The sequence below is a fragment of the Pseudidiomarina mangrovi genome (genome assembly GCF_003999375.1).
GTDB classification, from domain to species: Bacteria; Pseudomonadota; Gammaproteobacteria; order Enterobacterales; family Alteromonadaceae; genus Pseudidiomarina; species Pseudidiomarina mangrovi.
Genome location: NZ_RJLC01000014.1, coordinates 106,495 through 131,197 on the forward strand (window position 1 = coordinate 106,495; position 24,703 = coordinate 131,197).

Below are 24,703 nucleotides of genomic sequence, written 5' to 3' on the forward strand. Positions count from 1 at the left end.
CACATAAAATGGTGGCCTAATTTGATGCTTTGTTGAGCGCTGAGGATGTCATGGCTAAATCTCACACCCCATTAGCACTACTGATTTTGGATGGCTGGGGCTATCGCGAAGAAACTCAAGACAACGCCATTGCGGCGGCCAACACCCCCAACATGGACGCGCTGTGGGCGCGTTACCCGCGCACCTTGGTGGACGGCTCAGGCATGGCCGTTGGCTTGCCTGATGGGCAAATGGGTAATTCAGAAGTAGGCCATGTCAATTTAGGCGCTGGTCGCATTGTCTATCAAGACTTCACCCGTATCAGCAAAGCCATTGCTGATGGCGACTTTTATAGCAATCCAGTACTCACCAAAGCGGTCGATGACGCCATTTTAAACGGTGGTGCAGTGCATATTATGGGCTTGTTATCGCCAGGTGGCGTGCATAGTCACGAGGACCATATCGTGGCGATGATTGAATTGGCGGCACAACGCGGTGCTAGCCAAATCTACTTGCATGCCTTCCTGGATGGCCGCGATACCCCGCCGCGTTCAGCACTTGCCTCAATCGAGCGCTGCGAAGCCACGTTTAATCGCCTTGGTGTGGGTCGCTTTGCCTCGGTGTGTGGCCGTTACTTTGCTATGGACCGTGACAAGCGTTGGGACCGCGTTGAGCAAGCCTGGCGCTTATTGGTGGATGCCGACGCGGCGCTAAATGCCGAGAGCGCAAGTAGTGCCCTGCAGCAGGCTTACCAACGCGATGAAAGTGATGAATTTGTCAAACCAACATTGATTGCCGGTGGTGCGCCGATTGTCGATGGCGATAGTGTGGTATTTATGAACTTTCGCGCCGACCGCGCGCGCGAAATCAGCCAAGCCTTTTTACATCGCGACTTTAGCGGCTTTGAACGGCAACGGCAGCCAGCCTTGGCGCATTATGTGATGCTGACCGAGTATTCCAGCGATTTAACCGGTGCTATTGCCTACCCGACTGAGAACCTCAATAACGTATTAGGTGATTGGCTGGCACAGCATGACTACAGTCAATTACGCATTGCCGAGACCGAAAAATATGCCCACGTCACCTTTTTCTTCAGCGGTGGCCGCGAGCAGCTGTTTGACGGTGAAGAACGTATTTTGGTGCCATCACCCAATGTCGCTACCTATGACTTACAGCCTGAAATGAGCGCCGAACAAGTCACCGATGCGCTGGTGGATTCTATTCTAGCGCGCCGCCACGACGTGATTATTTGTAACTATGCCAACGGCGATATGGTCGGCCATACCGGCAATTTTGCCGCAGCAGTTAAAGCCATTGAAGCGGTCGATCAGTGTGTTGGCCGCGTGGTTGCTGCGTTGCAGCAAGTGGGCGGTGAATGTTTGATTACCGCCGATCACGGTAATGCCGAGCAAATGCACGACCATAGCACCGGTCAATCGCATACTGCGCATACCTGTGAGCTGGTGCCATTTATTTATGTCGGCCGCGAGGCGCAAGTACGTGATGGTGCGCGCTTGTCTGATGTAGCGCCTACCATGCTGCACTTACTAGGCTTACCGCAGCCGCCAGAAATGACTGGCTCGCCTATTATGGTTGTGAAGTAGCCCATGCGCACTGTGGCGCTGTCACTGCTAGTCTGTGCACTTCTGGCGCAGCCAGGTGTTGTCCTGGCACAAACGCCCAGCAGTGCCGAACAGGCAGCCACTGAAGCGCAACTGAAAGCCATCGCCGATGCACTGAAGCAGCGCGAAGCTGCAATGGGCCAGCGTAATCAGCAACTGACCTTGACCGAACGCGAATTACAGCAGTTGGAGCGGCAAATCAGTACCGTTGCTGCTGAACTCAACGGCACCGAACAGCAGTTACGCAGCAGCCGCAGTAAGCTCACCGAATTGGCCCAGCAGCAGCTGGTTTTAGAGCAGCAACAGCAGCAGCAAGTGGCGCTATTGGCGCAGCAGTTAGACCGTGCCTATCGCATTGGCCAGCATGATTTTCTCAAGCTCATTTTAAACCAAGAAGACCCAGCCAAACTTGAGCGTATGCTCGGCTACTACGGCTATTTTAACCGCGCCCGTATGGCCGAACTACAGGCCTTACAAACCATCGAGCAAGAGCTCGAGACGGTACGCACACAGACTACCGAACAACAGCAACAACTGGAACAACAACTGGCAACACAGCGCCGCCAACAAGGCGTACTGCAAGAACAGCAACGTGAACAAAAAGCGCTAATCACCCGCCTGCAACGGGAGCAATCGGCCGATCAGCAGCAGATCGAAAAGCTACGTCGTGACCAAGAAGAATTAGAACAGGTGTTAGCGGCAATTATTGCCGCCTTGCGTGATGAACCACGCTTGGTGGGCTTAAGCGCTTTGAAAGGGCGTTTAGGCTGGCCGGTTCAAGGCCGCGTGCAACGATTATTTGGCACTCAACGCAGCAGCGGCGTGAGCTGGAAAGGCGTGATGATTGAAGCCGCTGCTGGTACTCCCATCACCGCAATTGCCGACGGGCGTATTTTATTCGCCAACTGGATGCGCGGCTTTGGCTTACTACTGGTGGTAGATCATGGCGATGGTTACCTAACCCTCTACGGCCACACCCAAACGGTGATCCCAGCGGTTGGTGCCACGGTGCGCAAAGGCGATACCATTGCCTTAGTTGGACAAAGCGGCGGGCAAACCGCACCGGCGTTGTATTTTGAGATACGGGTCAATGGCAATGCCGTAAACCCGACCCAGTGGGTGCGTTAATGGTGCGTTGGCTGCTTTTAGTTATCGCCTTGCATAGCCTACCGGCCATCGCCACCAATATTCGTATTGCCGTAGTTATTGATGATCTCGGTAATAGCCAACAGCATCAACGATTCGCCAGCTTACCTGGGCCACTGACACTCGCTGTGTTACCGCACACCCCCTATGCCGAGAGCATTGCTACCACAGCCCAAGCGCAGCACGAAATTATTGTGCATATGCCGATGCAGCCGCGCGGTAGCGCCGATGCCGGTTCCGGCATGCTCTCAAGTGGCCATAACCAACCGGAACTATTAGCCACTCTTGATGCTGCGCTTGCCACCGTGCCCTTTGCCCGCGGTATCAACAATCATATGGGTAGCGAGCTAACCGCTGATAGCACGGCTATGTATTGGCTAATGGCGGGGCTTGCCGAGCGTGGTTTGTATTTTTTAGATAGCCGTACCCATGCCGATACGGTAGCCGAGACTGCCGCTGATCAATTGGGATTACCGGTAGCGCGGCGCCATGTGTTCTTAGATAACGAGGCCACCACTGAAGGGCTCAATGTGGCGTGGGCGGAACTGCTCAAACAAGCGCAGCAACAGGGCTTTGCCATTGCCATTGGCCATCCGCACGAGGCGACATACCAATTACTTAAGCGCGAGTTACCGCGCTTAAGTGAACAACAGATTGAATTGGTCAAGGTATCAGCGCTGCTGCGCTGATTAGGCCATAGCGTTGCGGAGTTTCTTCATGGCGTTGGCTTCGAGCTGACGGACGCGCTCAGCAGAAACCTGATATTTGTCGGCAAGGTCTTGCAGAGTGGTCTTGCTGTTATCGTCTAACCAGCGCGAGCGTAAAATGTCTTGGCTACGCTCATCAAGGGTGTTGATGGCGGCAAACAAGCGCTGTTGGGTTTGTGCTTCCCACTGCTCGTTTTCAATTTCTTCAGCCAAATCAGAACGCTTGTCTTCAAGGTACTGGGCTGGCGAATAGTTGTTGCTCTCACGGCTATCGTCGTCGTCGGAACTGAGCTCAAAGGCTTGATCATACGAGCTCATTCGCGCTTCCATTTCTAGCACGTCTGAGGTACTGACACCGAGGGTTTCGGCTACAGTGTTGACTTCTTCTGGGGTGAACCAGCCTAAGCGTGACTTCATTTTGCGTAAGTTAAAGAATAACTTGCGCTGCGCCTTGGTGGTGGCAATTTTGACCATGCGCCAGTTTTTCAGCACATACTCATGAATTTCTGCTTTGATCCAATGCACAGCGAATGATACTAGCCGCACGCCCATGCTTGGGTCGAAACGACGCACCGCTTTCATCAAACCAATATTACCTTCTTGAATGAGGTCGGCTTGCGGTAAACCGTAGCCTGAATAACTGCGCGCAACATGCACCACGAAGCGCAGGTGTGACATGATCAGCTGGCGCGCAGCTTCTAAGTCATCCTGTTCCACTAAACGTTCGGCGAGCTCGCGCTCTTGTTCGGCAGTCAACATTGGAATGCGATTGACTGACTGCACGTACGCTTCAATGCTGCCGCTACTTTGCGGTAGTGCTAAGGCCATACTCGTCATTTCAGTGCTCATTCAACAACATCCTCTTCTACTGTGCGCTGAGTTTCAGCAACACACATCAGACCAGTTCCGGCCTGAAAAGTTCCCTTATTCTAGCAAAATTGACGCTGCTGACAACGTTTGATCATGCTGATCTTATCTGATCATATGGGGACAAATTATTGCGGTTCAATGGCGGCAACATGTTTTCTTACCGCTAAATAAGAACCCAGCAAACCTAAGCCAATGGCCAGCAGCCACAATACCATCATTTCGTTCAAAGTCAGCCCTTGCAGGCTGAACTGACTCTCATACAGCTGACTGATGTTACGCACCGCGCTATCAAGCCACCATATCAATACGGCTGTTGCCAACCAAGCGATCAAGCCACCAACAATGCCGTACCACACACCGGTGTACATAAACGGCCGCTGAATATAGCTATCGGTTGCGCCCACCAGCTTCATCACCATGATCTCATCGCGCTTGCTGCTAATATTGAGCCGTATGGTATTACCCACTATCAGCACCACCGATACACACAACAGCAGGGCTAACGCCAAAAAGCCATCGCGCACCAACTGAATCAGTGCGGCAAACTTCTCCAGCCAGGCGACATCCAGCCGCGCCTCTTCAACTTCGCGCTCTTGCTGCAAGCTGGCCAGTAATTGCCGCGATGCGGCAGGCGAGCGTTGGTCCGCCGCCGGTGTCACTAACAACACATCGGGCAACGGGTTTTCGCTGAGCGAATTCAGCGCATCACCAAACCCAGAAGCGTCCCGAAATTCCGCTAACCCAGTATCGCGGTCTATCCACGTCACATTCTCAATCGCCGCCGATAAACTCAACCGCTTAGTAAACGTAGCGACTTCTTGAGCCGACAAATCTTTGCGCAAAAATAGCGTGATTTCTGATGCCTGCTGCCAATTGGCACCAACCGTATCGGTATTTTTCACCACCACATATAAGGTTGCCGGTAGGGTTAAACTTAATCCTAATACCGCCATGGTCATCATGCTGGCAAAGGGATAGCGCACTAATTCACCCAAACTAGCTATGGCTTGTTGGGCATTATGCACCCAGAACATGACAAAACGACGAAAGCCCGAAATTTTAACCTGCTGAGCACCCTGATTACGCGAACGGAATAGTAAACTCATGGTTAATTCTCCGCCAAACCGTCGTTGATCATACGGCCATCTTTCAAACTCAAGGTGCGATAACGTAACCGCGAAATAAGCCCCAAATCATGGGTTGCAATAAGCACGGAGGTACCTAGGCGGTTAAAGTCCTCGAACAAGCGAATGATTTCTAACGATAGCTTAGGGTCGAGGTTGCCGGTGGGTTCGTCGGCTAACAGTAACGGCGGCTTATTGACGATAGCGCGGGCGATACCAACACGTTGCTGTTCACCGCCCGACAGCATCATCGGGTAGTGGCGTAATTTGTCACCAAGGCCTACTTTTTCTAGCGCAGCGGATACCCGTTTACGCGCCTCCTGCATGCTGTAGCCTTCAATCAGCAGCGGTAACGCCACGTTATCGAGAATGGTTTTGTCCATCAATAAGCGATGGTCTTGAAAAATCATGCCAATGTCACGGCGCACGTAGGGAATTTCGCGGCGGCCAATTTTGCGCAAGTCATGACCATTGATCATCACTCGCCCGGCAGTTGGCCGCTCCATCATGCTAATGAGCCGCAACAAGGTACTCTTGCCGGCACCCGAGTGGCCGGTGAGAAACACCATTTCACCCGGTTCAACGTGAAAACTGACCTGGTTGAGGGCTTGAAAGCCACCTGGGTAAGTTTTACTGACCTGCTCGAATTTAATCATGGACCAGCCTATTCCTCGGTCTCGCTCGCGCGTTGAAACAATGCATCAACGAAATTTTGCGCCACGAACGGGCGCAAATCATCAATGCCTTCACCGACACCAATATAGCGGATCGGAATGGCAAATTGATCGGCAATGGCAAAAATAACCCCACCTTTGGCGGTGCCATCCAGTTTGGTCAGGGTAATACCGCTCACGCCCACCGCTTCGGTGAATAATTTAGCTTGGCTGATGGCATTTTGGCCGGTGCCGGCATCGAGGGTAAGCATCACTTCATGAGGCGCTTGCGGGTCGAGCTTCTGCATCACTCGAACCACTTTTTTCAGTTCGTCCATCAGGTGCGCTTTGTTCTGCAGCCGGCCTGCGGTATCGGCAATTAACACGTCCACGCCACGGGCTTTAGCCGCTTCTAGCGCATCATAAATCACCGACGCGCTGTCGGCACCAGTATGTTGTGCCACCACCGGAATATTGTTGCGCTCGCCCCACACTTGCAACTGCTCAACTGCGGCGGCACGGAAGGTATCGCCAGCCGCTAACATCACCGATTTACCTTGCTGACGAAATTGCTGTGCGAGCTTACCAATGGTGGTGGTTTTACCGACACCATTCACGCCTACCATTAAAATCACGAATGGCCCTTTTTGCTCCGCTGGAATAGTCAACGGCGTGGCCACCGGGGTTAAGATCTCGGTCAGTTGCTGTTGTAGCAGTTGGTAGAGAGTTTCGGCATCTTGTAACTGGCGGCGGTCGGCTTGCTCAGTTAAGCGCTGCACAATACGCGTGGTGGTGGGCACACCCAAATCCGCCATCAGCAGTTGGGTTTCCAGCTCTTCAAACAGCTCATCATCAATTTTTTTGCCGTTGAAAATACCCCACAAACCATCGCCAATAGCGCTGGAGGTTTTTTTCAAACTCTCACGCAGACGCTTCCATAGGCTTGGCTTCTGCTGATAGGTATCTGCTTTTTTAGCCCGCGCTTCAGCGGTGACTTGCGCACAAATTTCTGCGGCATCAGGTGCCACTACTTCTGCCACCGAGGGTGGTTCTGGAGCCTGTTGCTGTTGTGCCGCTGGCTGGTTTTTACGGAACAACGAAAACAATCCTTTAGCCATGCCGGTTTTACCTTTGAAGTTCACTACACCTAGGGTTTACACTATGCACAGAGTTTACCATGAGATGACCCGAAAGGCGTACTGTAGCATGCCGCGAAGTGCACACAAACAAAACCGCAGTCAGCCGCAAGGCAGCGGCGAACTGCGCATTATTGGTGGCCAATTACGTGGCCGCAAGCTGAGCGTGGCTGATGTACCGGGGCTGCGCCCAACCACCGACCGCGTGCGTGAAACCTTGTTTAATTGGTTGCAGTTTGAGTTGCAGGGGCAACGCTGTCTGGATTTATTTGCCGGCAGTGGGGCCCTGGGTTTTGAGGCGTTGTCACGTGGTGCCGATTTGGTGTTGATGATTGAAAAGGATACCAAGGCCGCTCGTCTGTTAAGCCAACATGCGCAGACCTTGAATGCGGCTAGCCACGGCAGCGCCTTAGTACAGCCCGGCGATGCGCTGCAATTTTTACGGCAACAACCGGCGGCGCCATTTGATGTGGTGTTTATTGACCCGCCGTTTCGGATGGGCTTAGCCGAGCATTGCTGTCAATTACTGGAGCAATACCGCTGGTTGCATGCCGGCAGTTGGGTGTATGTCGAAACCGAACAGGAATGGCAAGGCCACGCACCGCCGCACTGGCGCTTGCATCGCGATAAAAACGCCGGCCAAGTGAGCTATCAACTTTATCAGATTGAGGAATCAGCATGACAGCAGCCATTTGGCTTGGGCGGGCATTATTTGCCTTGGTGTGGGGTGCTATGTTGGCGAATTTGGTGTGGCCATTTCCCGGCAAGGGCTATGCGTTATTCTTGATTCTGCTGCTGATCTTGGTGGCTGTGCATCTGCTGCAATTGCTGATGTTCCGCACCGTTTACGCCAGCCAGCTGCAATGGCGCAGCGGTGATTCGTGGCAAATCATCGCCTTTGGTGTGGTCGGCTGGATGGCCATTTTGCAGGCACAGCCGCAGCGCCAAAATGGTCGCTAGTCGGCGAGGCTGACGCCAATATTCGAACAGCCCTCTTCAGCCAGCATAGCGCGCATTTGCTGTACCATAGTTTGGCTGGGTTGCGCGGCAGTAGGTGCCACGGTTTCAAGGTAGCTGACTAGGGCCTGCTGCACGTCAATTTCATACTGCGTCAGTTCATGCTCACGCAACAATTGCTGCCGCGCCTCAGCGCTTAACTCGGCGCCTTCGGTTAACTCTAAAAATTTCGCCACACTGGCTTGCGATACTTTGGCTACATCGACCAAATAGCTGCTTTCTTTGTCGAGTAAGCCTTGTAACAAGGTGCTCAAGGCCGTACAGGCGTCCATAGCTGGGTATACGCCGAGCATATCGTGGCCGTGTTCGCTGGGGGTCACTTCATCGACCTTTTCTTGCCAGCGCCCAACGTTGACTTTGGCCTTGCTAGGCTGCCACGACCAATCCCACAACGCATTTAACGCACCGCGCAGCGGCGCTGGGTCACCAAAGCCGGTCACCTGATGAAACAGCTCGTAATTGGGTAGCATGCGCTCACACAGATACAAACCCAATAGCGTTTGATAGGCAAACGGGAGTGCACGAATACGTTCAAAGGTGTTCAATACCGCCATGGAATTCCTTGCTCCGAAAAGCCTTGCTATGATGAGCGCGTTGCGGCCCACAATTTAGGTAAATAAGTATACATGGAATTATCACTGGATCAGCACTTTTCCGAGCTTCAAGCGGCGGCGCAGCGCATTGCGCCCATGCGCGCGCATACCCCAGTGCTGCATAGCGAAGCGCTTAACCACGCACTGGGTTGCCGGCTATTTTTGAAAGCTGAACATCACCAGCATACCGGTGCCTTTAAGTATCGCGGGGCCTGCAACGCCTTGCTGCAACTCAGCCCAGAGCAGCGTGACGCTGGGGTGTTCACGGTGTCATCGGGCAATCATGGCGCCGCTCTCGCGGCAGCGGGTCAACAGTTAGGTATTGCTGTGCGGGTTGGCGTGGCCAGCAATGCGTCAGCGGTAAAACGTGCCAACATGGCGCGCTATGGCGCCGAGCTCATCACTATTGAACCAGGTATGGCGGCGCGCGAAGCCTTTGCCGCCGAGCAACAGCTCAGTGGCCGAGTGTTTATTCCGCCCTACAATCATCCGCATATTATTGCTGGTCAAGGCAGCGCTGCGCTGGAGCTCCTGCAAGCCGCTGAACCACTTGATGTATTGCTAGCACCACTGGGTGGCGGCGGGCTGTTATCGGGCACCGCCATTGCCGCACGGGCCTATGGGGTGGCGCAGGTGTTTGGCGTAGAGCCGGAACTGGCGGCCGATGGCTGGGCGTCATTACAACAAGGCAGTATTCAGCCGGCTATGCCACCGCTCAGTATTTGCGATGGCCTACTCACTAGTTTGGGTTCACACACCTTTGCGGTGCTACGCGAGCTGATCGATGGCGTGCTGCTAGTTAGTGATGCAGAAGCACTCACAGCGCAGCAATTGTGTTACACCACCACCGGCGAATGGATCGAGCCATCATCGGCCACGGTGATCGCCGCTATCATGCGTTATGCTGAGCAATTTAAAGGCTTACGGGTGGGTGCAATTATCAGTGGCGGTAATGTCGCACAGCCACCGAATTAGGCTTGGTGGGCCGGGCTACTTGGCAAACAACTGGCCGATATCTTCGAAGGCTTTGAACTCTAGCGCGTTACCGCTGAGGTCATAGAAAAACATGGTGGCTTGCTCGCCTACTTGGCCTTTAAAGCGAATATGCGGTTCAATCACAAAAGCCTGCCCTTTCGCTTGCAGGCGCTCAGATAACTGATACCAATCAGGCATACTCAGCACCACACCAAAATGCGGTACCGGCACGTCATGGCCATCCACGGGGTTGTGGTGGGCTTTGGCGATACGCTCGGGGGCTACGTGAGTGACCAGCTGGTGACCGAAGAAGTTCCAGTCAATCCAATGGTCGGCGCTGCGGCCTTCTTCGCAACCAAGCAGGTCGCCATAGAAAGCCCGCGCTTTGCTCAGGTCATCAACCGGAATAGCAAGGTGAAACGGCTGTAATGCAGAACCCATAAATGACCAAGCGCCTCTTAATACTGATTTTTCATCGCCACCAGCGGCGCAGATTTACGCCATAACCGCGCACCTACAGCCACCAGTAACACAATCCAATTCACCGGTGGTATGGCACCACAGGCTAACACGGCAAGCATATTCCACAGCGGCTGGTGGTGATGACGCGCCACCAGCACATAAAATAACAACGCCGCCACCAAACCTTGCAAAATAAACAAGTTGAGAGGCATAACGGTATTCCCTTGTTGATAGTTATTGTTCTGGGAATAAGCCTACCTGAACTTCATGAAATTGTAAAAGAGTGTAAATACTGCTGTCACAAAACCATGATTGTTAAGCCTTTAATGCCTTATCAAGTGCTGCAATTAGGTCGTTTGTATCTTCAATACCGACCGAAATACGCACAAAATTATCCAAAATACCGAGTTTTTCGCGGTTCTCTTTCGGAATTGAGGCATGGGTCATAATAGCCGGATGCTCAATCAAGCTTTCCACCCCACCGAGGCTCTCGGCGAGGGCAAAAATCTCGATGTTTTCTAGGAATCGCCGCGCTTTGGCTAAATCACCCTTCAGCAAGATAGAGATCATACCGCCAAAACCGCTCATTTGCCGCTTGGCTAACTCATGTTGTGGGTGACTTGGCAGGCCCGGGTAAATCACCTTCTCTACCGCTGGGTGCTGATCCAACCACTGGGCAATTTCCAGCGCTGCCGCGTTGTGATGGCGCATGCGCAGCGCTAAGGTTTTCACTCCACGCAAGGCCAAATAGCTATCAAATGGCCCGGCGATAGCGCCCACAGCGTTTTGCAAAAAGGTCATTTTCTCCGCCAGTTCGGCGTTATCACCCACCACCGCAATGCCACCCACCATGTCAGAGTGACCATTGAGGTATTTAGTCGCAGAGTGCATCACCATATCCACGCCCATTTCTAGCGGCCGTTGGTTATAAGGTGTGGCAAAGGTATTGTCGACCACGGTGATGATGCCGTGCTGCTTGGCAATGCGCACCATGGCGGCAATATCCACCAACTTCAGCATGGGGTTACTGGGGGTTTCGACCCAGATCATCTTGGTGTTCGGTCGAATGGCGGCTATAACCGCAGCTTCGTCGGTCAAGTCCACGTAGCTAAATTGCAGCCCAGCTGAGCGCCCGCGTACTTTATCAAACAAGCGAAACGTACCGCCGTACAAGTCGTCCATGGCGATCACATGGTCACCACTGTTGAGCACTTCCATCATGGTTGAGGTAGCCGCCATACCCGAGGCGAAGGCATAGCCATGCTTGCCACTTTCGAGGTTCGCTACCGCGCGCTCCCAGGCAAACCGCGTTGGATTATGCGAGCGCGAGTACTCAAAACCCTTGTGTACACCGGGGCTTTCTTGAATATAGGTTGAGCTGGTGACAATAGGCGGCATTACCGCGCCAGTTACCGGTTCAGGGGCTTGGCCACCGTGAATAGCGCGGGTGGCGAATTTTAAATCATGCTGGTCAGCCATTGCTTAACGCTCCAATAAATTACGTTCGTTCATCCACTCGTCGTTATACAGTTTTGATAAATAACGATTGCCGGTGTCACAAGCTAGAGTGACCACGCGTTTTGGTTCGGTTTGCTCGCGACAATAACGCAACGCCGCAGCAATCAGTGTGCCGCTGCTTGAGCCAACCATCACGCCCTCTTTCACTAACACCTCGCGGGCGGTATTTAAGGCTTCTTTGTCGCTAATCGCGTAGGCTTTATTCGCCAGCTTGATGTCGCAAATATCGGGCACGAAATCTTCACCGATGCCCTCAACCAACCAACTACCGGCTTCAACCACTTCATTGCGGTTCACCAGTGGTTCCAAAATAGAGCCTTCTGGATCGGCGAGGACTAAGTCAACGGCTGGGTTTTGTTCACGTAAATAGCGGCCAATTCCGCTTAAAGTGCCGCCGGAGCCAACGCCACACACAAAGGCATCGATGTTACCTTGCATTTGCTGCAAAATTTCCGGGCCAGTGCCCTCATAATGGGCCGCCACGTTAGCTGGGTTGGCAAACTGGTTAACGTAAAAATAGCCGTTTTCTTGAGCCAGCCGCGCCGCCATATCTTGATAATATTCAGGGTGGCCTTTTTGTACGTCTGAGCGGGTGCGGATCACCTCGGCACCCATGGCCTTCAAGTTATTCACTTTTTCGGCCGACATTTTGTCAGGCATCACAATCTTGAGCGGATAGCCTTTGCTGGCCGCCACTAACGCTAAACCAAGACCGGTATTGCCGGCGGTAGCTTCAATAATGGTCATGCCTGGGCGCAACGCACCACTTTGCTCGGCAGCAGCAATCATGCTGACGGCGATGCGATCTTTAATAGAACCGCCCGGATTCATCAATTCCATTTTGAAATACAGCTCACAAGGGCCAGTGTCGAGGTTGCTGACGCGCAACATAGGCGTGTTGCCAATCATGGCAAGGACAGTTTGAAAAACTTGCATTGGTTACGTACCCATTTGGTTTGGTGACGCTAATGGTCATGAAAACAGTTGTGGCATTATCGCACGATATGGCACAGTAAGGCGACACTTCAGGAGTAAACAACATGACTCTTCATCGTTCATTCATTGCCGCCAGTCTCACTAGCTTGGTGTTGCTCGCAGGCTGCCAGCCAGCAGCAGAAAACACCACCACAGAGACTGTGACAGCGCCCGTGGAAGTTGCCCAGAGCAATCCACAACAAGCGTTTATGGCTGCCTTTGCACCATTCTGTGGTCAGGCCTTTAGCGCGAAGATTGTGCAAGATAACGCACCATCACCCGCTTGGGATCACCCGTTAGTGGTGCACGTACGCGATTGCGAGGACAATGTGGTGCGCATGCCGTTGCATGTCGGTGACGACCATTCCCGTACCTGGGAATTGACGCTGTATGCTGATTACATTGATTTTCAGCATTATCATCGCTACCCCGATGGTAAACTCGACGCCACCTCACCCTATGGTGGCCGCACCCTTGACGCCGGCTCCGCCACAGCGCAAGCATTCCCCGTCGATGAGGGTAGTAAAGGGCGTTTTATAGCCAACGGTTTAGACGTATCAACCACCAACACCTGGTCCATTCGCTTTATTGATGCCAATACCATGGCCTACCAGCTGAGCCGCCCTGGCCGGTTGTTTGAAGTACACGTGGATTTATCCACGCCGATTGATTTACCACCTCCTGCTTGGGGTTATGAAGGAAACTAATGGCTATGCTGATTGACCTACGCAGCGATACCGTCACGCAACCTTGTGCTGCCATGCGTGCAGCTATGGCTGCCGCACCAGTGGGCGACGACGTGTTCGGCGATGACCCCACCATCAACACGCTACAACAGCGCGTTGCCGCCATGGCCGGCAAAGAGGCAGCGCTCATTGCAGCAAGTGGCACGCAAACCAACTTGCTGGCACTGCTGAGCCATTGCCAGCGCGGCGAGGAATACTTGGTTGGGCAGGAATACCACACCTACCGCTATGAAGCCGGCGGCGCTGCGGTATTAGGCGGTATTGTGCCGCAACCGTTTGAAGTAGAAGCCGATGGCACGTTAGATTTGGCGCGGGTGGAAAAACGCATTAAGCCCGATGATCCACATTTTCCGATTACTCGGCTGTTGGCGCTAGAGAATACCCATACTGGCCGGGTTATTCCGCAAGCGTTCATGCAGCAAGCGCGCAAATTAGTCGATAAGCACGGCTTGAAATTGCACCTTGATGGCGCCCGTATTTTTAACGCAGCGGTTGCCACTGGGTTGTCGTTACAAGAACTCTGCGCGCCGTTTGATAGTATTTCGATTTGCTTTTCAAAAGGTCTCGGCACGCCCATTGGCTCGGTGCTAGTTGGCTCGAAAAAGTTTATTGCCCGTGCCCATCGCTGGCGCAAAATGCTCGGTGGCGGTATGCGCCAAGCCGGTATTGTGGCTGCAGCCATGGATTATGCACTCGACCACAACGTGGCACGGTTGGCTGACGATCACGCCAACGCTGCCCGTTTACATCAAGGATTACACGGCCTACCCGGCTTAACCTTAGAACCGCAGCACACCAACATGGTGTACATCAACTACGGTAGCTTAGAAGACGCATTGAAAGTAAGTGATTACTTACGCGAGCACGGCGTACTAGTGTCACGAGCGCAGCGCCAGCGCCTAGTCACACACCTCAACGTCAGCGCCGCCGACGTAGAACGGGTGATTGGGTTGTTTGCCGAAGCATTGAGTTAAACGATTTTAAACTTATGGATACATACCAATGAGGAGATCATGAAACACAGAACGAAATTGATTCACCAACTAATTGCTAATTGCTTGGCATTGATGGTTATCTTTCCCACCATCAATTACTTAGCATCGCTCATCTACATCTGTTTTGCAGTGGTTTTAACGCGAGATTTAATTTACCACAATCATTCCACTTTCGGGACCAATGGCATAATTCTTTGGCTCTGTTTTATTTTCGGGAGCGCTCAAAGTAACTTCACTTTTAAAGACCCTTCTGATATTCACATCAATGCAACTAGTGCCGGCGCAGTTTTCGTGCTAGGAGCTTATTTTTTTATTGTATACATTATCGAAAGACGGAGAATCGATATCAATGAAAAGCTTTAATTACCTTGCCTTGCCTTGCCTTGCCTTTATTATTAGTTTCTTCTTTTCCCCTCGAGTTTTCGCATCCGAAAACTTAGGCCAGATTATTTGTACATTCTGTGACTCCACCCAAATGGAGCAGGCCTCAATAGATTATGTTCGCTCTGCAGGATCTCGTGAGGGAGAATTCACTATTACTGTCGCTGACTTTGGTACAGAGACAATCCGTTCTTATACAATTATTCAAACCTACGAGCCTGGTTTGCCTGAGTTTATGATTTTTCCCGAACCAACAGAAATGTCGATAGCTGCTGGGTTCACTGAAGCAATAAATATAAAGACGGACATTCAAACATTACTGACTGATATAGAAGTACCAATTGAACTTTCTGACAGTGCATATAAGTTAGTAAATAATTCATTTAATCAAAATAGTGTTGTTGGGCGAAGCCACTTTGGCTCAAACCAGTCTTGGCCCGAATCGCCTGAACTTCCATCAGCGGAAATTCAGTCACTCGACCCGGCTGCATCTTACCCTTCATGATTAGGTCAGCCTGCTGACTACTTTCAACAAGTTGCTCAAACAATTTAATGTCCATTAGCTCCAATCCTTAACCAGCTTTTTCAGAACAGCTAGCTTTATCAATTATACGCCATTAGCGTAGTTATACGAGCTATAATTACAGTTGCTTTAGCTGTTGAAGCAGCCGGTCGAGGGCGCGAAAGCTGAGCGCTTCGGCGAGGTGCTTGCGCATAATGGTGGCACTTTGATCGAGATCGGCGATGGTGCGCGCGAGCCGCAATAAGCGGTGGTAGGCGCGATGCGACAGGCTGAATTGTTCGATGGCGCGGACTAGGAAGTCATGATCGTCGCCGCTAAGTAAGCAGTGTTCGGCTAATTGGGCGGGACGCATTTCGCTATTCAGGCAGTGTTGACGCTGGTGCTGTAGCGCCCTGCAGGCAATAACCTGCTGTCGCCACTGCGGCGATATTGGCTCGCTGACACTGACCTGCTGCTTGAGCACCTCAGGTTGCCGTGGTACCTCCACTTGCATATCAATGCGATCCAGTAACGGTCCTGACAAACGGCCCAGATACTTAATGATTTGGTCCGGGCTAGCGCGAGCGCTGCTGAGGTTGCCGTCAAAGTGGCCACAGGGTGATGGATTCAGTGCGCAGACCAACTGAAACTGCGCCGGAAAGGTAATTTGATGGGCAGCGCGGCTAATAGTTACCTGCCCAGATTCTAACGGCTCACGCAGCGAATCGAGCACATGCCGCGAGAACTCCGGAAGTTCGTCTAAAAATAGCAGCCCTTTATGCGCTAGCGAGATCTCGCCGGGCTGGGGTGGCGAGCCACCACCCACCAACGCCGCGGCAGAGCACGAATGATGCGGATTACGCAGCGCACGCTGGCGCCAATCCTGTTGCTGCTGTGCGCCACCACTGATCGATCGTACCGCTGCCACCGCCAAACCTTCACTCTCACTCAGCGCTGGCAACAGCCCCAGTAAACGTTGCGCCAACATAGTTTTGCCGGTACCCGGAGGGCCGACAAAAAGCAGATGATGGCCACCAGCCGCCGCCAGCAACAATGCCCGTTTCGCTTGCTGCTGACCAATCACATCAGCCACATCTAAATGGCTATCGGCCAGTTCACCGCTGAGCTGCAGCGGCTTGATGTAAGGGAGTGGGTGTGGCGTGATCAGATGGTCCACCACATCACGCAAACTAATCGCCGCCACACACTGCTGCTGTTGCAACACCGCTGCTTCGTTGTGGTTATCGGCCGGGATAACTGCTTCGCGGCCTTCATCGCGGCATGCCATCATGGCTGGCAAAATGCCACTGACACCACGTAAATCGCCATTTAAAGTAAGCTCGCCATAAAACTCGCGACCCACCACGGCCTTTTCAGGAATTTGCTCGGCGGCCACCAAAATGCCAATGGCAATTGCCAAATCGTAGCGTGCACCATATTTGGGTAAATCGGCAGGGGCTAAATTTACGGTGATTTTCACCGCTTTCGGAAAGTCGTACTGGCTGGCCAGAATAGCCGAGCGCACCCGGTCACGCGCCTCTCGCACTCCGGTTTGCGGTAACCCAACCATGGAAAATGCCGGCAAGCCACCGGCTAAACACACCTCGACCGTAACTAACGGTGCGTCAATGCCTTGTAGCGCACGGGTATATACCCGCGCTAATCGTAATGCTCGTGCGCCCATCTGCCATCCTTTGCAATTCAACGAACCAACCACAAGGCTAGTCGGTCACAGCGCTGAGGACAACAGCGTGAAAACGTATTTTAATTGGGGATATATCTTAATGGTAAATTAGCTAAACCTTATAATACCAACAAAAAGAATGATAATTATCCTTGGGGTCACATTAGCAATGAATCAGACGGCCAGAAAGGGTTTAATTGAAGGTGGGAATGGCACCAGCGTCTTTAATCCTGTTCCTTCTTTTTTAATTCTATACAGATCTTTTTAAAAGTATCACTAATACTAAAGATTAAAGCTCCAGAGAATGAAACCATCGATATTCTCAGGTGCTCATCAAGCGTGAAGTTGCGTTGATTATCCCACTCTAAAATCAAGGATAGGATCGTGATAATGTGTATCGCTCCAAGAAATATTAACCACCATATCACTGTCAACTTAAAAAAATAATAGATCCGTCGCCCCACTACGCACTCCTCATCATTTATGGAATATCCCATGTGGTCGAGTCAAAGTTCCAGTCATTATAGTAGTACTGCATTTCGAATTGAGCGAATGGTGCTACTAAATCATTCACTGAAAAAGGTCCGTTTAATACATCAACAGCATAATCTGAACATACGATAAAAGTACTGCAATCCATCGGCTGGTCGACGTTATAGGTTCCGGGACAATTTAATGGATTGCCACCACAATGCTCCTTAATAAAATCATTATAGTTTACGGGGTTGCTTTTGTAATAATTAGCCCAGTCTTGCCAGCTCATTGAGCACTCTGCGCTGCGACTATAAACACCTTCTGTTGCTATATCGTACAATTCAAAAGCAGTAAAGGTGGCGGTCGCTGCACGAACCCCAGCTGCCAGTGAAGATACCCCAACTATTGCTGCATCCATGCCTTTACATAACACATCAAGACCAGTGCTATCTACATAACCCTCAGGTAGCTCGGACTCTGAAGCTAACCCTCTACAGGGATTAACTAAAATAAAAAGGGTTATCACGATCGTGGTTAATGTCGAAAGATATTTCATAAGGCCCCTTTTCTCCATATTCTATTTGATGACCGTAACAGAAAGGGAGACACAATGAATATTTAATTCAACTTTCTTTTACTTTTAATATGCCTTTTGTATGGATGACTATCTTAACTACACCGGTACTTGGAACTTGACCAATCCTGAAATATATTAACTTCATAGAAGATTTTTAGATGTACGTGCTATAGCGAAATTTATCACTAACTTTATGACCTTACCAGTAATGCTCGATGGTGACGTTGCCGGGGGTGCGTCGCAGGTTTTTCGGTAAGCCTTTGCTGGCGAGCAGTTCGCGGGCATCGCGAATCATCTCGGGGTTGCCGCAGAGCATCAGTTGCGAGCGTGGGGTCAGTGGGCAGCCGACTGCGGCTTCAAGTTCGCCACTGCTGATCAGCGCTGGAATACGGCCACGCAGGGCGCCTGCATGGTCTTCGCGGCTCACCACCGGTTGATACACAAATTGTCCGGCGCGTTCAGCCAACAACTCGGCGATGAGCGGCTGATAGGCTAGATCTTCGGCATGGCGAACCGCATGCACGAGGTGAATACGTTGAAAGCGTTGCCATGGCTCGGCAGTGGTCAGCATGGAAAAATACGGACCAATACCGGTACCGGTGCCAATCAGCCACAAATCATCGCCATCAGGCACTTCGTTCAAAGTGAAAAAGCCACTGGCTGGCTGCGATACTTCAATATGTTGGCCGGCTTTGAGCTGATGCAGAGCCGGTGAAAATAGCCCGTCATGCACGCGGTTGACCAAAAAATCGAGCACTGGGTCGGCTGGGCCATTCACCAACGAATAGGCGCGTTGAACCCGCTGCCCCTCAATGGTTAACCCCAGCCGGACAAATTGACCGGCGGTAAAGGTAAAGGGCTCGGTGCGCACCCGCAAACTGAACAGCTCGCTGTTCCAGGCAAAATTTTCAATCACTTCACCGCTTAACCACTGCGCCATTGCAATTAGTCCTTACGTGCTGGGGTTTGTAGCGCAGCTAATTGCTGTTCAAGCTGATCCACACGCTGGCGTAAGCGCAGTAATAACTGTTGCTGAACGTCTAATTCTTCGCGGGTGACCACGTCTAATTTGCTCAGCTGTTGCTGCAAAATTTGCTTAATACGCTGCTCTAAGCCACCGGCGAAATCTTTCACCCCAGCAGGAATGCTGTCGTTGATTTGGCGGGCAATATCTTCAATCTTTTTGGCGTCCATAACGGCTCCTTCGGTGACTACAGGCAGTCACTGTGTTATTTGCATTTAGCTTAGCAGTTCTTTGCGGTAAAATCTGCCGCTCGTTCACGCTAAACCGTGATGGTCATTACCTGCCAAGGAAGCTCATGCTGCAACTCAACCCTAGCCAACAACAAGCGGTACGCGCCATAGATGGGCCGGTGCTGGTGTTGGCTGGTGCCGGTAGCGGCAAGACCCGGGTGATCACCGAAAAAATCGCCTATTTGATTACCCGCTGTGGCTATTCCGCACGTAATATCGCGGCGGTGACCTTTACCAATAAGGCCGCGCGCGAAATGAAAGAACGCGTGGGTCACACCTTGGGCCGCGAGCACACCCGCGGCTTAACAGTATCGACCTTTCACACCTTGGGCCTTACTATTATTCGCAAAGAAGTGACCCGCTTAAATATGAAGCCGGGCTTCTCGCTATTTGACGACCAAGACAGTTTTGCGCTACTCAAAGCACTGACCGAAGACGACTGGGACGATGACAAGCAGCTGGTGAAAATGCTGCAAAGCCAGATCAGCAACTGGAAGAATGCCATGCTGTCGCCGGAGCAAGCGTTAGCGCAAGCCCAACTGCCCGACGAAAAGCTGTTTGCCGAGATCTATCAGCGTTACAGCCAAAACATGCGCGCCTGCAATGCGTTGGATTTTGATGATCTGATTTTGCTACCCACACTGCTGCTGAAAAATAACGAGGCCGCGCGTAGCCGCTGGCAAGCTAAGTTTAAGTACCTGCTGGTGGATGAATACCAAGACACCAACACCTCACAGTATGAACTGGTGCGGTTGCTGGTGGGTGAACGGGCGCGCTTTACCGTGGTGGGTGACGATGACCAGTCAATCTACTCGTGGCGCGGCGCCCAACCGCAGAACTTGGCGCTGTTACAACGTGATTTTCCGCAGCTTGAAGTGATCAAATTAGAGCAAAACTATCGCTCCCACGGCCGTATTCTGAAGGCCGCCAACATCTTGATTGAAAACAACCCGCACGTGTTTGAGAAAAAGCTATTCTCAGAAATGGAATACGGGGTACCGCTACGGGTGATTTATGGCAAAAATGAAGAGCATGAAGCCGACCGCGTGGTCGCTGAAATTGTCCGTAAGCGCTTTTTAGAGCGTACACCGTACAGCCATTTTGCTCTGCTCTATCGCGGTAATCATCAGGCGCGGCTGTTTGAAAAAGCCATGCTGACGCACCGTATTCCTTACAAAATTAGCGGCGGCCAGAGCTTTTTTGCCCGCGCAGAAGTGAAAGACATGATGGCCTACCTACGGCTGTTGGTGAACCCCGACGATGACACTGCGTTGATTCGGATCATCAACGTACCGAAACGCGGCATTGGCCCCAACACTGTGGAGCGTATTGGCGAACTGGCGAACGAACTTCGCGTCAGCATGCTGGAAGCTGCCCAGCACCAAGCGCTGAAAACCCGTTTGGGGAGCCGTGAATATCAATCGGTACAGTACTTCACCCAACTCATCACGACCACTGTGCGCAAGTGCCTGCATGCGGATGATGCCCCAAGCGCGCTGTACGATTTGCTGCGTAATATCGCTATGGAAGAGTGGCTGTACGAAACCAGCCCCAGTCAGGCGGCAGCGGAAATGCGCTACAAGAACGTCAGCGAATTATTGCGCTGGGTGGTAGAAATGCTCAAAGGTGACGATGAGCACGAAGCGCTAGCCCTTGATGACGCGATTGCCAAGCTCTGTTTGCGCGACCTGATGAGCCGTAACGAAGAAGAAGAGCAAGGTGACCAGGTGCAGCTGATGACCTTACATGCCTCCAAAGGCTTGGAATTTCCCCACGTGTTTATGGTGGGTATGGAAGAAGGCTTATTGCCCCATCAATCCAGTATCGATAGCGATATGGTGGAAGAAGAGCGGCGCCTCGCCTATGTAGGCATTACTCGCGCACAGCAGTCACTGACCTTTACCATGGCTCGCGAACGCCGCCAATATGGCGAAGTGATCCGCCCTGAAGCGAGCCGGTTTCTGCATGAGTTACCGCAAGACGATGTGGAATGGGAAGACCAAAAAGTAGTGACCGAAGAGAGCAAGGAGCAGTCACGTTTGAGCGGTGTGGCGCTGCTGCGTAAGGCGTTAGAGCAGCAACGCTAATAGTTTGCTGCCGCCGACTCAGAGGAAGTCGGCGCTGCAGAACCTTGCAACTTTACCGATTGGGGTTCTCCGTACAAGATACCCTGGCCAATTTTAACCCCTGCCTTTTGCAACGCCTGCTGTTGTTCTTGGGTATTGATACCCGCTGCACAGACCTCAATTTTCAATTCATGACACAAGTTCACCAAATGGGTAATGGTGGCATGACCGCGACTGCTCAAAGCAATATCGGCAACAAAACGTGAATCGAGTTTCACATGGGTGAACGGATAATTCAGGATATAGTGCAAGGCGCCAGCGCTGCGGCCAAACTCATTCAGCGCTAAGCCAACACCGGCATCAGCCAATTGCCGTAAACAACTCAACTGACGCTTGGATGAATCGTGCAATTCGGTCTCGCTGAACTCCAATACCAAGCGCTTCGGATCAATTCCAGCCTGCTCAATAATACTCAGCAATGCTTTGGTGTCCGCCAGCTTGAATAAATGCTTGGTGGACAAGCTCACATACACCGGAATATCGCAGCCATCGGCGAGCAATTCGCAACAGCGTGTCAGCAGCCATTGGTCCAGTGCCATCACCATGCCGGCCTTTTCGGCAATACTCAAAAACCGTTCAGTAGGCAGCAAGGTATCGCCACGACGCCAGCGCACCAGCACTTCGCGCGCTTGCGGAGTCTTATCGGCTAGGTTCAGCAAGTCATGATGCTGCAGCACAAAATCTTCATCAAAGTGAGCATGACGCAATTCGGTTTCGCGATTCAAGCTGGCCACTAAGTCTTTGTGAATACTCTCATCGAATACCACATAACGACCACGGCCCATGCTCTTTGCTTGGTACATGGCAGCGTCAGCATCGCGTAACAAGCGTTCAGCGGTATCGTTAAGCGCCTTGCACTCGGCGATGCCCACGCTGGCGCCAGAATAATGCTCGGTTTCACCATACACAAAGGGTTTGCGCATTTTTTCAATGATGCGACTAGCAACATCGCGAGCGTCATCAGTATGCCGTATCAAGTTCAACAAGATCACGAACTCATCACCACCTAGGCGTGCCACGGTATCGTTATCACGCACACACTCGCCAATACGGCGGCTTGCTTCGAGTAAAAATTCGTCGCCGGCCGAGTGGCCCAGGGTGTCGTTGATATCTTTAAACCGATCGAGATCGACAAACAACACGGCGAAATTATGGCTCGGGAAACGCCGCTTTTGCTTTAACGCTTGTTGCAAGCGCTCGGTAAACATGGAGCGGTTAGGCAGCCCAGTCAAGGTGTCGTGGTGAGCATCGTAGAACAGCTTTTCTTCAATTTTTTTACGCCGCTCTATTTCATTGACCAACTCTTCGGTGCGCTCGGCAACTTTGCGCTCTAAATAGTTGTTAATTCGCTTCACTTCATCGGCATTACGACGGCGCTCAATGGCCACGGCCACGTGCTGCGAGACAAAGTTGAGTAGTTCTAAATCGTCTTGCTTGTATTTGATGCGGTCAGAATAGGTTTGTACCGAAAGCACGCCGATCACTTGCTCATCAACAATCAACGGTGAGCCCATCCATTGCTTCGGGCGAGTACCGTAATGGGCGCCCTCACCAGCCACTTCGCCTTTTGCGGCCAAGCGATTAAATTCGTCTTCATCAATAAAAACTGGCCGACGACTGCGAATAACGTACTCAGTCATACCGCGACCGATGGGTCGGCTTACCGCGGTACGTTGGTCAAATTGGTCAACATAGTAGGCAAACTCAATATTGCGCTGATCATCATCTAACAATGCCACGAAGAAATTATCATTGATCATCAGCTTACCCACCTGCTTGTGCAGCTGGGCAAAGAAGGTATCCATGCTTTCGGAGGTATTGGTCAACTCAGAAATCGCATAAAGCACCGATGCCACTTGTTCAGCACGTTTGCGCTCGGCAATTTGCAGCTCTAAATCCGTGTTAATGTCGCGCAAACTGGCCGTTTGCCGAGTAATTTCAGCTTGCATAAACTCACGCTGACGAATCCGTTCGAGAGCGTTGATAATGTGCTGAGATACGAATTGCAATAACTCGCGGTCGGCACGAGTATAGGTCACACCCTCGGTGTAACTTTGCACCACCATGGCGCCAATGACCTGATCACCCACATGCAACGGCACCCCAAGCCAATCCACTGGCGCTGCACCTAAGTCACGAATTTCGCCGCTGGCAACCAGCTCGGCAAAATTCTCATCGGTCAGCAAAAACGGTTTACCGGTGCGCATAATAAAACCAGTTAAACCTTGCCGCAGGATCTCCGCCGGAAACTGTTCAAGGGTGGGCGCATCATCATATTCATCGACGAAGTACACGAATTTAAAGGTGTCGTTACTGTCATCGTAGAGGCAAATAAAGAAGTTCTTAGCCATCATCAGTTCACCGATGATGCTATGCACAGCCGGATAGAAATCACTCATTTCGCGAGCTGACGAAGCTAGCTCCGAGATCTTGAATAAGGCTTTTTGAATGACTTCAGATTCGCGGTATTTTAAAGCGAGTTTTTGCAGGCGTGACAAGGCCTTACGCAGTCGCGCAATTTCCGTGGCCGATGACCTCTGCTGTAACTGCTTTGCCATATTTTAGTGGTTCAATAGAGTAGCGCGTTGTTTATCACATGGTTTTGTAAATATTTTGCAAAGAAGTATATCTTTACAAATCCCGTCAGGAAAGGTTTTTACCCGTTTTGTCCCCAATAAAAAAACCGCCGAAGCGGTTTTTTTATACAATTCATGTGCCTAGCGCTGATTACAGTTCAGCAATCATGTAATCAATGGCGGCTTGAATTTCATCATCGCTACAGTTACCACAGGTGCCTTTAGCTGGCATAGCGTTGTAGCCTTCAATCGCATGACGTAATACCGTGTCCATCCCTTGAGCTAAGCGTGGTTCCCAATCGGCGGCATTATTCAATTTTGGTGCGTTCAATACACCGCTGGTGTGGCAGGCGGCACAGAACTGGTTGTATACCGCATCGCCACTACGTGCTTGTTGAGCACCAGCGTCTGCTTGCGGGCTAGAACCGGCTACGCGTACCTTGCCAATTGGCGCAATACGATCTTCTAATGAACTGGTTGATTTAGCCTGTGGCATCATAGCTGCACTGGCAGTACCGACCACAACCGCTAAGGCGGCGACTAACAAACGACTGGTATTCACAACATTTACTAGCTTCACAGTACACTCCTAAGATGAGCTGACGAGCTTG

The 24,703-nt window shown here is 51.7% G+C and carries 25 protein-coding genes; 10 read left to right on the top strand and 15 right to left on the bottom strand.

Going from position 1 to position 24,703, the window contains the following annotated elements:
• Positions 1 to 50 precede the first annotated feature (50 nt).
• Genes gpmI through EFO84_RS06270 form a run of 3 tightly spaced genes read left to right on the top strand, consistent with a single transcriptional unit; the run spans position 51 to position 3,436 of the window.
• Positions 51 to 1,583 carry a 2,3-bisphosphoglycerate-independent phosphoglycerate mutase gene (gene gpmI, locus EFO84_RS06260; RefSeq protein WP_127347194.1) on the top strand — a complete coding sequence of 511 codons (1,533 nt, stop codon included), beginning with the start codon at positions 51 to 53 and terminating at the stop codon, positions 1,581 to 1,583.
• Positions 1,584 to 1,586: 3 nt separating this feature from the next.
• The gene (locus EFO84_RS06265) at positions 1,587 to 2,729 is read left to right on the top strand and encodes a murein hydrolase activator EnvC family protein (RefSeq protein WP_127347195.1); all 1,143 of its coding nucleotides are present in this window, start codon (positions 1,587 to 1,589) and stop codon (positions 2,727 to 2,729) included.
• On the top strand, positions 2,729 to 3,436 hold the full coding sequence (locus EFO84_RS06270) for a divergent polysaccharide deacetylase family protein (RefSeq protein ID WP_127347196.1): 708 nt from the start codon (positions 2,729 to 2,731) through the stop codon (positions 3,434 to 3,436). The genes EFO84_RS06265 and EFO84_RS06270 overlap by 1 nt, the downstream gene beginning before the upstream one ends.
• On the opposite strand, the gene rpoH is transcribed toward EFO84_RS06270, so the two are convergent.
• From rpoH to ftsY, 4 genes are all read right to left on the bottom strand, one after another.
• On the bottom strand, positions 3,437 to 4,303 hold the full coding sequence (gene rpoH / locus EFO84_RS06275; RefSeq protein ID WP_127347197.1) for an RNA polymerase sigma factor RpoH: 867 nt from the start codon (positions 4,301 to 4,303) through the stop codon (positions 3,437 to 3,439).
• A 146-nt stretch (positions 4,304 to 4,449) separates the two neighbouring features.
• Positions 4,450 to 5,430: a permease-like cell division protein FtsX gene (gene ftsX, locus EFO84_RS06280; protein ID WP_127347198.1), complete on the bottom strand. Its 981-nt coding sequence runs from the start codon at positions 5,428 to 5,430 to the stop codon at positions 4,450 to 4,452.
• A gap of 2 nt (positions 5,431 to 5,432) precedes the next feature.
• Complete coding sequence (gene ftsE, locus EFO84_RS06285; protein ID WP_127347199.1) at positions 5,433 to 6,104, bottom strand: cell division ATP-binding protein FtsE; 672 nt, start codon at positions 6,102 to 6,104, stop codon at positions 5,433 to 5,435.
• Positions 6,105 to 6,112: 8 nt separating this feature from the next.
• Positions 6,113 to 7,219: a signal recognition particle-docking protein FtsY gene (gene ftsY / locus EFO84_RS06290; protein ID WP_127347200.1), complete on the bottom strand. Its 1,107-nt coding sequence runs from the start codon at positions 7,217 to 7,219 to the stop codon at positions 6,113 to 6,115.
• A gap of 88 nt (positions 7,220 to 7,307) precedes the next feature.
• Between ftsY and rsmD the strand changes: the two genes are divergently transcribed.
• Together rsmD and EFO84_RS06300 are read left to right on the top strand one after the other, a co-directional pair.
• Positions 7,308 to 7,919, top strand: a complete 612-nt coding sequence (gene rsmD / locus EFO84_RS06295) for a 16S rRNA (guanine(966)-N(2))-methyltransferase RsmD (protein WP_127347201.1) — start codon at positions 7,308 to 7,310, stop codon at positions 7,917 to 7,919.
• Positions 7,916 to 8,197, top strand: a complete 282-nt coding sequence (locus EFO84_RS06300) for a DUF1145 domain-containing protein (RefSeq protein ID WP_127347202.1) — start codon at positions 7,916 to 7,918, stop codon at positions 8,195 to 8,197. Before rsmD ends, EFO84_RS06300 begins: the two co-directional genes overlap by 4 nt.
• On the opposite strand, the gene EFO84_RS06305 is transcribed toward EFO84_RS06300, so the two are convergent.
• On the bottom strand, positions 8,194 to 8,808 hold the full coding sequence (locus EFO84_RS06305) for a YjaG family protein (RefSeq protein ID WP_127347203.1): 615 nt from the start codon (positions 8,806 to 8,808) through the stop codon (positions 8,194 to 8,196). The genes EFO84_RS06300 and EFO84_RS06305 overlap by 4 nt on opposite strands.
• 72 nt (positions 8,809 to 8,880) lie before the next feature.
• Between EFO84_RS06305 and EFO84_RS06310 the strand changes: the two genes are divergently transcribed.
• Positions 8,881 to 9,822 (top strand): pyridoxal-phosphate dependent enzyme, encoded by a 942-nt coding sequence (locus EFO84_RS06310; RefSeq protein WP_127347204.1) that lies wholly within the window; start codon positions 8,881 to 8,883, stop codon positions 9,820 to 9,822.
• A 15-nt stretch (positions 9,823 to 9,837) separates the two neighbouring features.
• On the opposite strand, the gene EFO84_RS06315 is transcribed toward EFO84_RS06310, so the two are convergent.
• From EFO84_RS06315 to EFO84_RS06330, 4 genes are all read right to left on the bottom strand, one after another.
• A complete protein-coding gene (locus tag EFO84_RS06315) occupies positions 9,838 to 10,263 on the bottom strand; it encodes a VOC family protein (RefSeq protein ID WP_127347205.1) in 426 nt (141 codons plus the stop codon).
• A 17-nt stretch (positions 10,264 to 10,280) separates the two neighbouring features.
• Positions 10,281 to 10,496, bottom strand: a complete 216-nt coding sequence (locus tag EFO84_RS06320) for a hypothetical protein (RefSeq protein WP_127347206.1) — start codon at positions 10,494 to 10,496, stop codon at positions 10,281 to 10,283.
• Between the two features lie 103 nt (positions 10,497 to 10,599).
• Positions 10,600 to 11,763 (bottom strand): cystathionine gamma-synthase, encoded by a 1,164-nt coding sequence (locus EFO84_RS06325; RefSeq protein ID WP_127347207.1) that lies wholly within the window; start codon positions 11,761 to 11,763, stop codon positions 10,600 to 10,602.
• A 3-nt stretch (positions 11,764 to 11,766) separates the two neighbouring features.
• A complete protein-coding gene (locus EFO84_RS06330; RefSeq protein ID WP_127347208.1) occupies positions 11,767 to 12,738 on the bottom strand; it encodes a PLP-dependent cysteine synthase family protein in 972 nt (323 codons plus the stop codon).
• 104 nt (positions 12,739 to 12,842) lie between these two features.
• On the opposite strand from EFO84_RS06330, the gene EFO84_RS06335 reads away from it, so the two are divergent.
• From EFO84_RS06335 to EFO84_RS06345, 3 genes are all read left to right on the top strand, one after another.
• Entirely contained in the window at positions 12,843 to 13,484 is a 642-nt protein-coding gene (locus tag EFO84_RS06335) for a hypothetical protein (RefSeq protein ID WP_127347209.1), read from the top strand.
• Positions 13,484 to 14,497: a low-specificity L-threonine aldolase gene (gene ltaE, locus EFO84_RS06340; RefSeq protein WP_431355322.1), complete on the top strand. Its 1,014-nt coding sequence runs from the start codon at positions 13,484 to 13,486 to the stop codon at positions 14,495 to 14,497. The genes EFO84_RS06335 and ltaE overlap by 1 nt, the downstream gene beginning before the upstream one ends.
• A gap of 370 nt (positions 14,498 to 14,867) precedes the next feature.
• Entirely contained in the window at positions 14,868 to 15,404 is a 537-nt protein-coding gene (locus EFO84_RS06345) for a hypothetical protein (RefSeq protein ID WP_127347210.1), read from the top strand.
• Between the two features lie 136 nt (positions 15,405 to 15,540).
• On the opposite strand, the gene EFO84_RS06350 is transcribed toward EFO84_RS06345, so the two are convergent.
• The 4 genes from EFO84_RS06350 to ubiK form a co-directional block, all read right to left on the bottom strand.
• The gene (locus tag EFO84_RS06350) at positions 15,541 to 17,085 is read right to left on the bottom strand and encodes a YifB family Mg chelatase-like AAA ATPase (protein ID WP_127347211.1); all 1,545 of its coding nucleotides are present in this window, start codon (positions 17,083 to 17,085) and stop codon (positions 15,541 to 15,543) included.
• A gap of 481 nt (positions 17,086 to 17,566) precedes the next feature.
• On the bottom strand, positions 17,567 to 18,115 hold the full coding sequence (locus tag EFO84_RS06355; protein ID WP_127347212.1) for a hypothetical protein: 549 nt from the start codon (positions 18,113 to 18,115) through the stop codon (positions 17,567 to 17,569).
• Between the two features lie 220 nt (positions 18,116 to 18,335).
• The gene (locus EFO84_RS06360; RefSeq protein WP_127347213.1) at positions 18,336 to 19,076 is read right to left on the bottom strand and encodes a ferredoxin--NADP reductase; all 741 of its coding nucleotides are present in this window, start codon (positions 19,074 to 19,076) and stop codon (positions 18,336 to 18,338) included.
• A 5-nt stretch (positions 19,077 to 19,081) separates the two neighbouring features.
• Positions 19,082 to 19,330, bottom strand: a complete 249-nt coding sequence (ubiK, locus tag EFO84_RS06365) for a ubiquinone biosynthesis accessory factor UbiK (protein ID WP_127347214.1) — start codon at positions 19,328 to 19,330, stop codon at positions 19,082 to 19,084.
• Between the two features lie 128 nt (positions 19,331 to 19,458).
• Between ubiK and rep the strand changes: the two genes are divergently transcribed.
• Positions 19,459 to 21,477: a DNA helicase Rep gene (gene rep / locus EFO84_RS06370; RefSeq protein ID WP_127347444.1), complete on the top strand. Its 2,019-nt coding sequence runs from the start codon at positions 19,459 to 19,461 to the stop codon at positions 21,475 to 21,477.
• Here the strand turns inward: rep and EFO84_RS06375 are convergent.
• Both EFO84_RS06375 and EFO84_RS06380 read right to left on the bottom strand, forming a co-directional pair.
• Entirely contained in the window at positions 21,474 to 24,074 is a 2,601-nt protein-coding gene (locus EFO84_RS06375) for a sensor domain-containing phosphodiesterase (RefSeq protein WP_127347215.1), read from the bottom strand. The genes rep and EFO84_RS06375 overlap by 4 nt on opposite strands.
• 169 nt (positions 24,075 to 24,243) lie before the next feature.
• Positions 24,244 to 24,672 carry a c-type cytochrome gene (locus EFO84_RS06380; protein ID WP_240642655.1) on the bottom strand — a complete coding sequence of 143 codons (429 nt, stop codon included), beginning with the start codon at positions 24,670 to 24,672 and terminating at the stop codon, positions 24,244 to 24,246.
• Positions 24,673 to 24,703 lie beyond the last annotated feature (31 nt).

Excerpts from the sequence above, each read along its gene's own strand:
- gpmI (WP_127347194.1), top strand. The coding sequence starts at position 51 with ATGGCTAAATCTCACACCCCATTAGCACTACTGATTTTGGATGGCTGG.
- EFO84_RS06265 (WP_127347195.1), top strand. The coding sequence starts at position 1,587 with ATGCGCACTGTGGCGCTGTCACTGCTAGTCTGTGCACTTCTGGCGCAG.
- EFO84_RS06270 (WP_127347196.1), top strand. The coding sequence starts at position 2,729 with ATGGTGCGTTGGCTGCTTTTAGTTATCGCCTTGCATAGCCTACCGGCC.
- rpoH (WP_127347197.1), bottom strand. The coding sequence starts at position 4,303 with ATGAGCACTGAAATGACGAGTATGGCCTTAGCACTACCGCAAAGTAGC.
- ftsX (WP_127347198.1), bottom strand. The coding sequence starts at position 5,430 with ATGAGTTTACTATTCCGTTCGCGTAATCAGGGTGCTCAGCAGGTTAAA.
- ftsE (WP_127347199.1), bottom strand. The coding sequence starts at position 6,104 with ATGATTAAATTCGAGCAGGTCAGTAAAACTTACCCAGGTGGCTTTCAA.
- ftsY (WP_127347200.1), bottom strand. The coding sequence starts at position 7,219 with ATGGCTAAAGGATTGTTTTCGTTGTTCCGTAAAAACCAGCCAGCGGCA.
- rsmD (WP_127347201.1), top strand. The coding sequence starts at position 7,308 with ATGCCGCGAAGTGCACACAAACAAAACCGCAGTCAGCCGCAAGGCAGC.
- EFO84_RS06300 (WP_127347202.1), top strand. The coding sequence starts at position 7,916 with ATGACAGCAGCCATTTGGCTTGGGCGGGCATTATTTGCCTTGGTGTGG.
- EFO84_RS06305 (WP_127347203.1), bottom strand. The coding sequence starts at position 8,808 with ATGGCGGTATTGAACACCTTTGAACGTATTCGTGCACTCCCGTTTGCC.
- EFO84_RS06310 (WP_127347204.1), top strand. The coding sequence starts at position 8,881 with ATGGAATTATCACTGGATCAGCACTTTTCCGAGCTTCAAGCGGCGGCG.
- EFO84_RS06315 (WP_127347205.1), bottom strand. The coding sequence starts at position 10,263 with ATGGGTTCTGCATTACAGCCGTTTCACCTTGCTATTCCGGTTGATGAC.
- EFO84_RS06320 (WP_127347206.1), bottom strand. The coding sequence starts at position 10,496 with ATGCCTCTCAACTTGTTTATTTTGCAAGGTTTGGTGGCGGCGTTGTTA.
- EFO84_RS06325 (WP_127347207.1), bottom strand. The coding sequence starts at position 11,763 with ATGGCTGACCAGCATGATTTAAAATTCGCCACCCGCGCTATTCACGGT.
- EFO84_RS06330 (WP_127347208.1), bottom strand. The coding sequence starts at position 12,738 with ATGCAAGTTTTTCAAACTGTCCTTGCCATGATTGGCAACACGCCTATG.
- EFO84_RS06335 (WP_127347209.1), top strand. The coding sequence starts at position 12,843 with ATGACTCTTCATCGTTCATTCATTGCCGCCAGTCTCACTAGCTTGGTG.
- ltaE (WP_431355322.1), top strand. The coding sequence starts at position 13,484 with ATGGCTATGCTGATTGACCTACGCAGCGATACCGTCACGCAACCTTGT.
- EFO84_RS06345 (WP_127347210.1), top strand. The coding sequence starts at position 14,868 with ATGAAAAGCTTTAATTACCTTGCCTTGCCTTGCCTTGCCTTTATTATT.
- EFO84_RS06350 (WP_127347211.1), bottom strand. The coding sequence starts at position 17,085 with ATGGGCGCACGAGCATTACGATTAGCGCGGGTATATACCCGTGCGCTA.
- EFO84_RS06355 (WP_127347212.1), bottom strand. The coding sequence starts at position 18,115 with ATGAAATATCTTTCGACATTAACCACGATCGTGATAACCCTTTTTATT.
- EFO84_RS06360 (WP_127347213.1), bottom strand. The coding sequence starts at position 19,076 with ATGGCGCAGTGGTTAAGCGGTGAAGTGATTGAAAATTTTGCCTGGAAC.
- ubiK (WP_127347214.1), bottom strand. The coding sequence starts at position 19,330 with ATGGACGCCAAAAAGATTGAAGATATTGCCCGCCAAATCAACGACAGC.
- EFO84_RS06375 (WP_127347215.1), bottom strand. The coding sequence starts at position 24,074 with ATGGCAAAGCAGTTACAGCAGAGGTCATCGGCCACGGAAATTGCGCGA.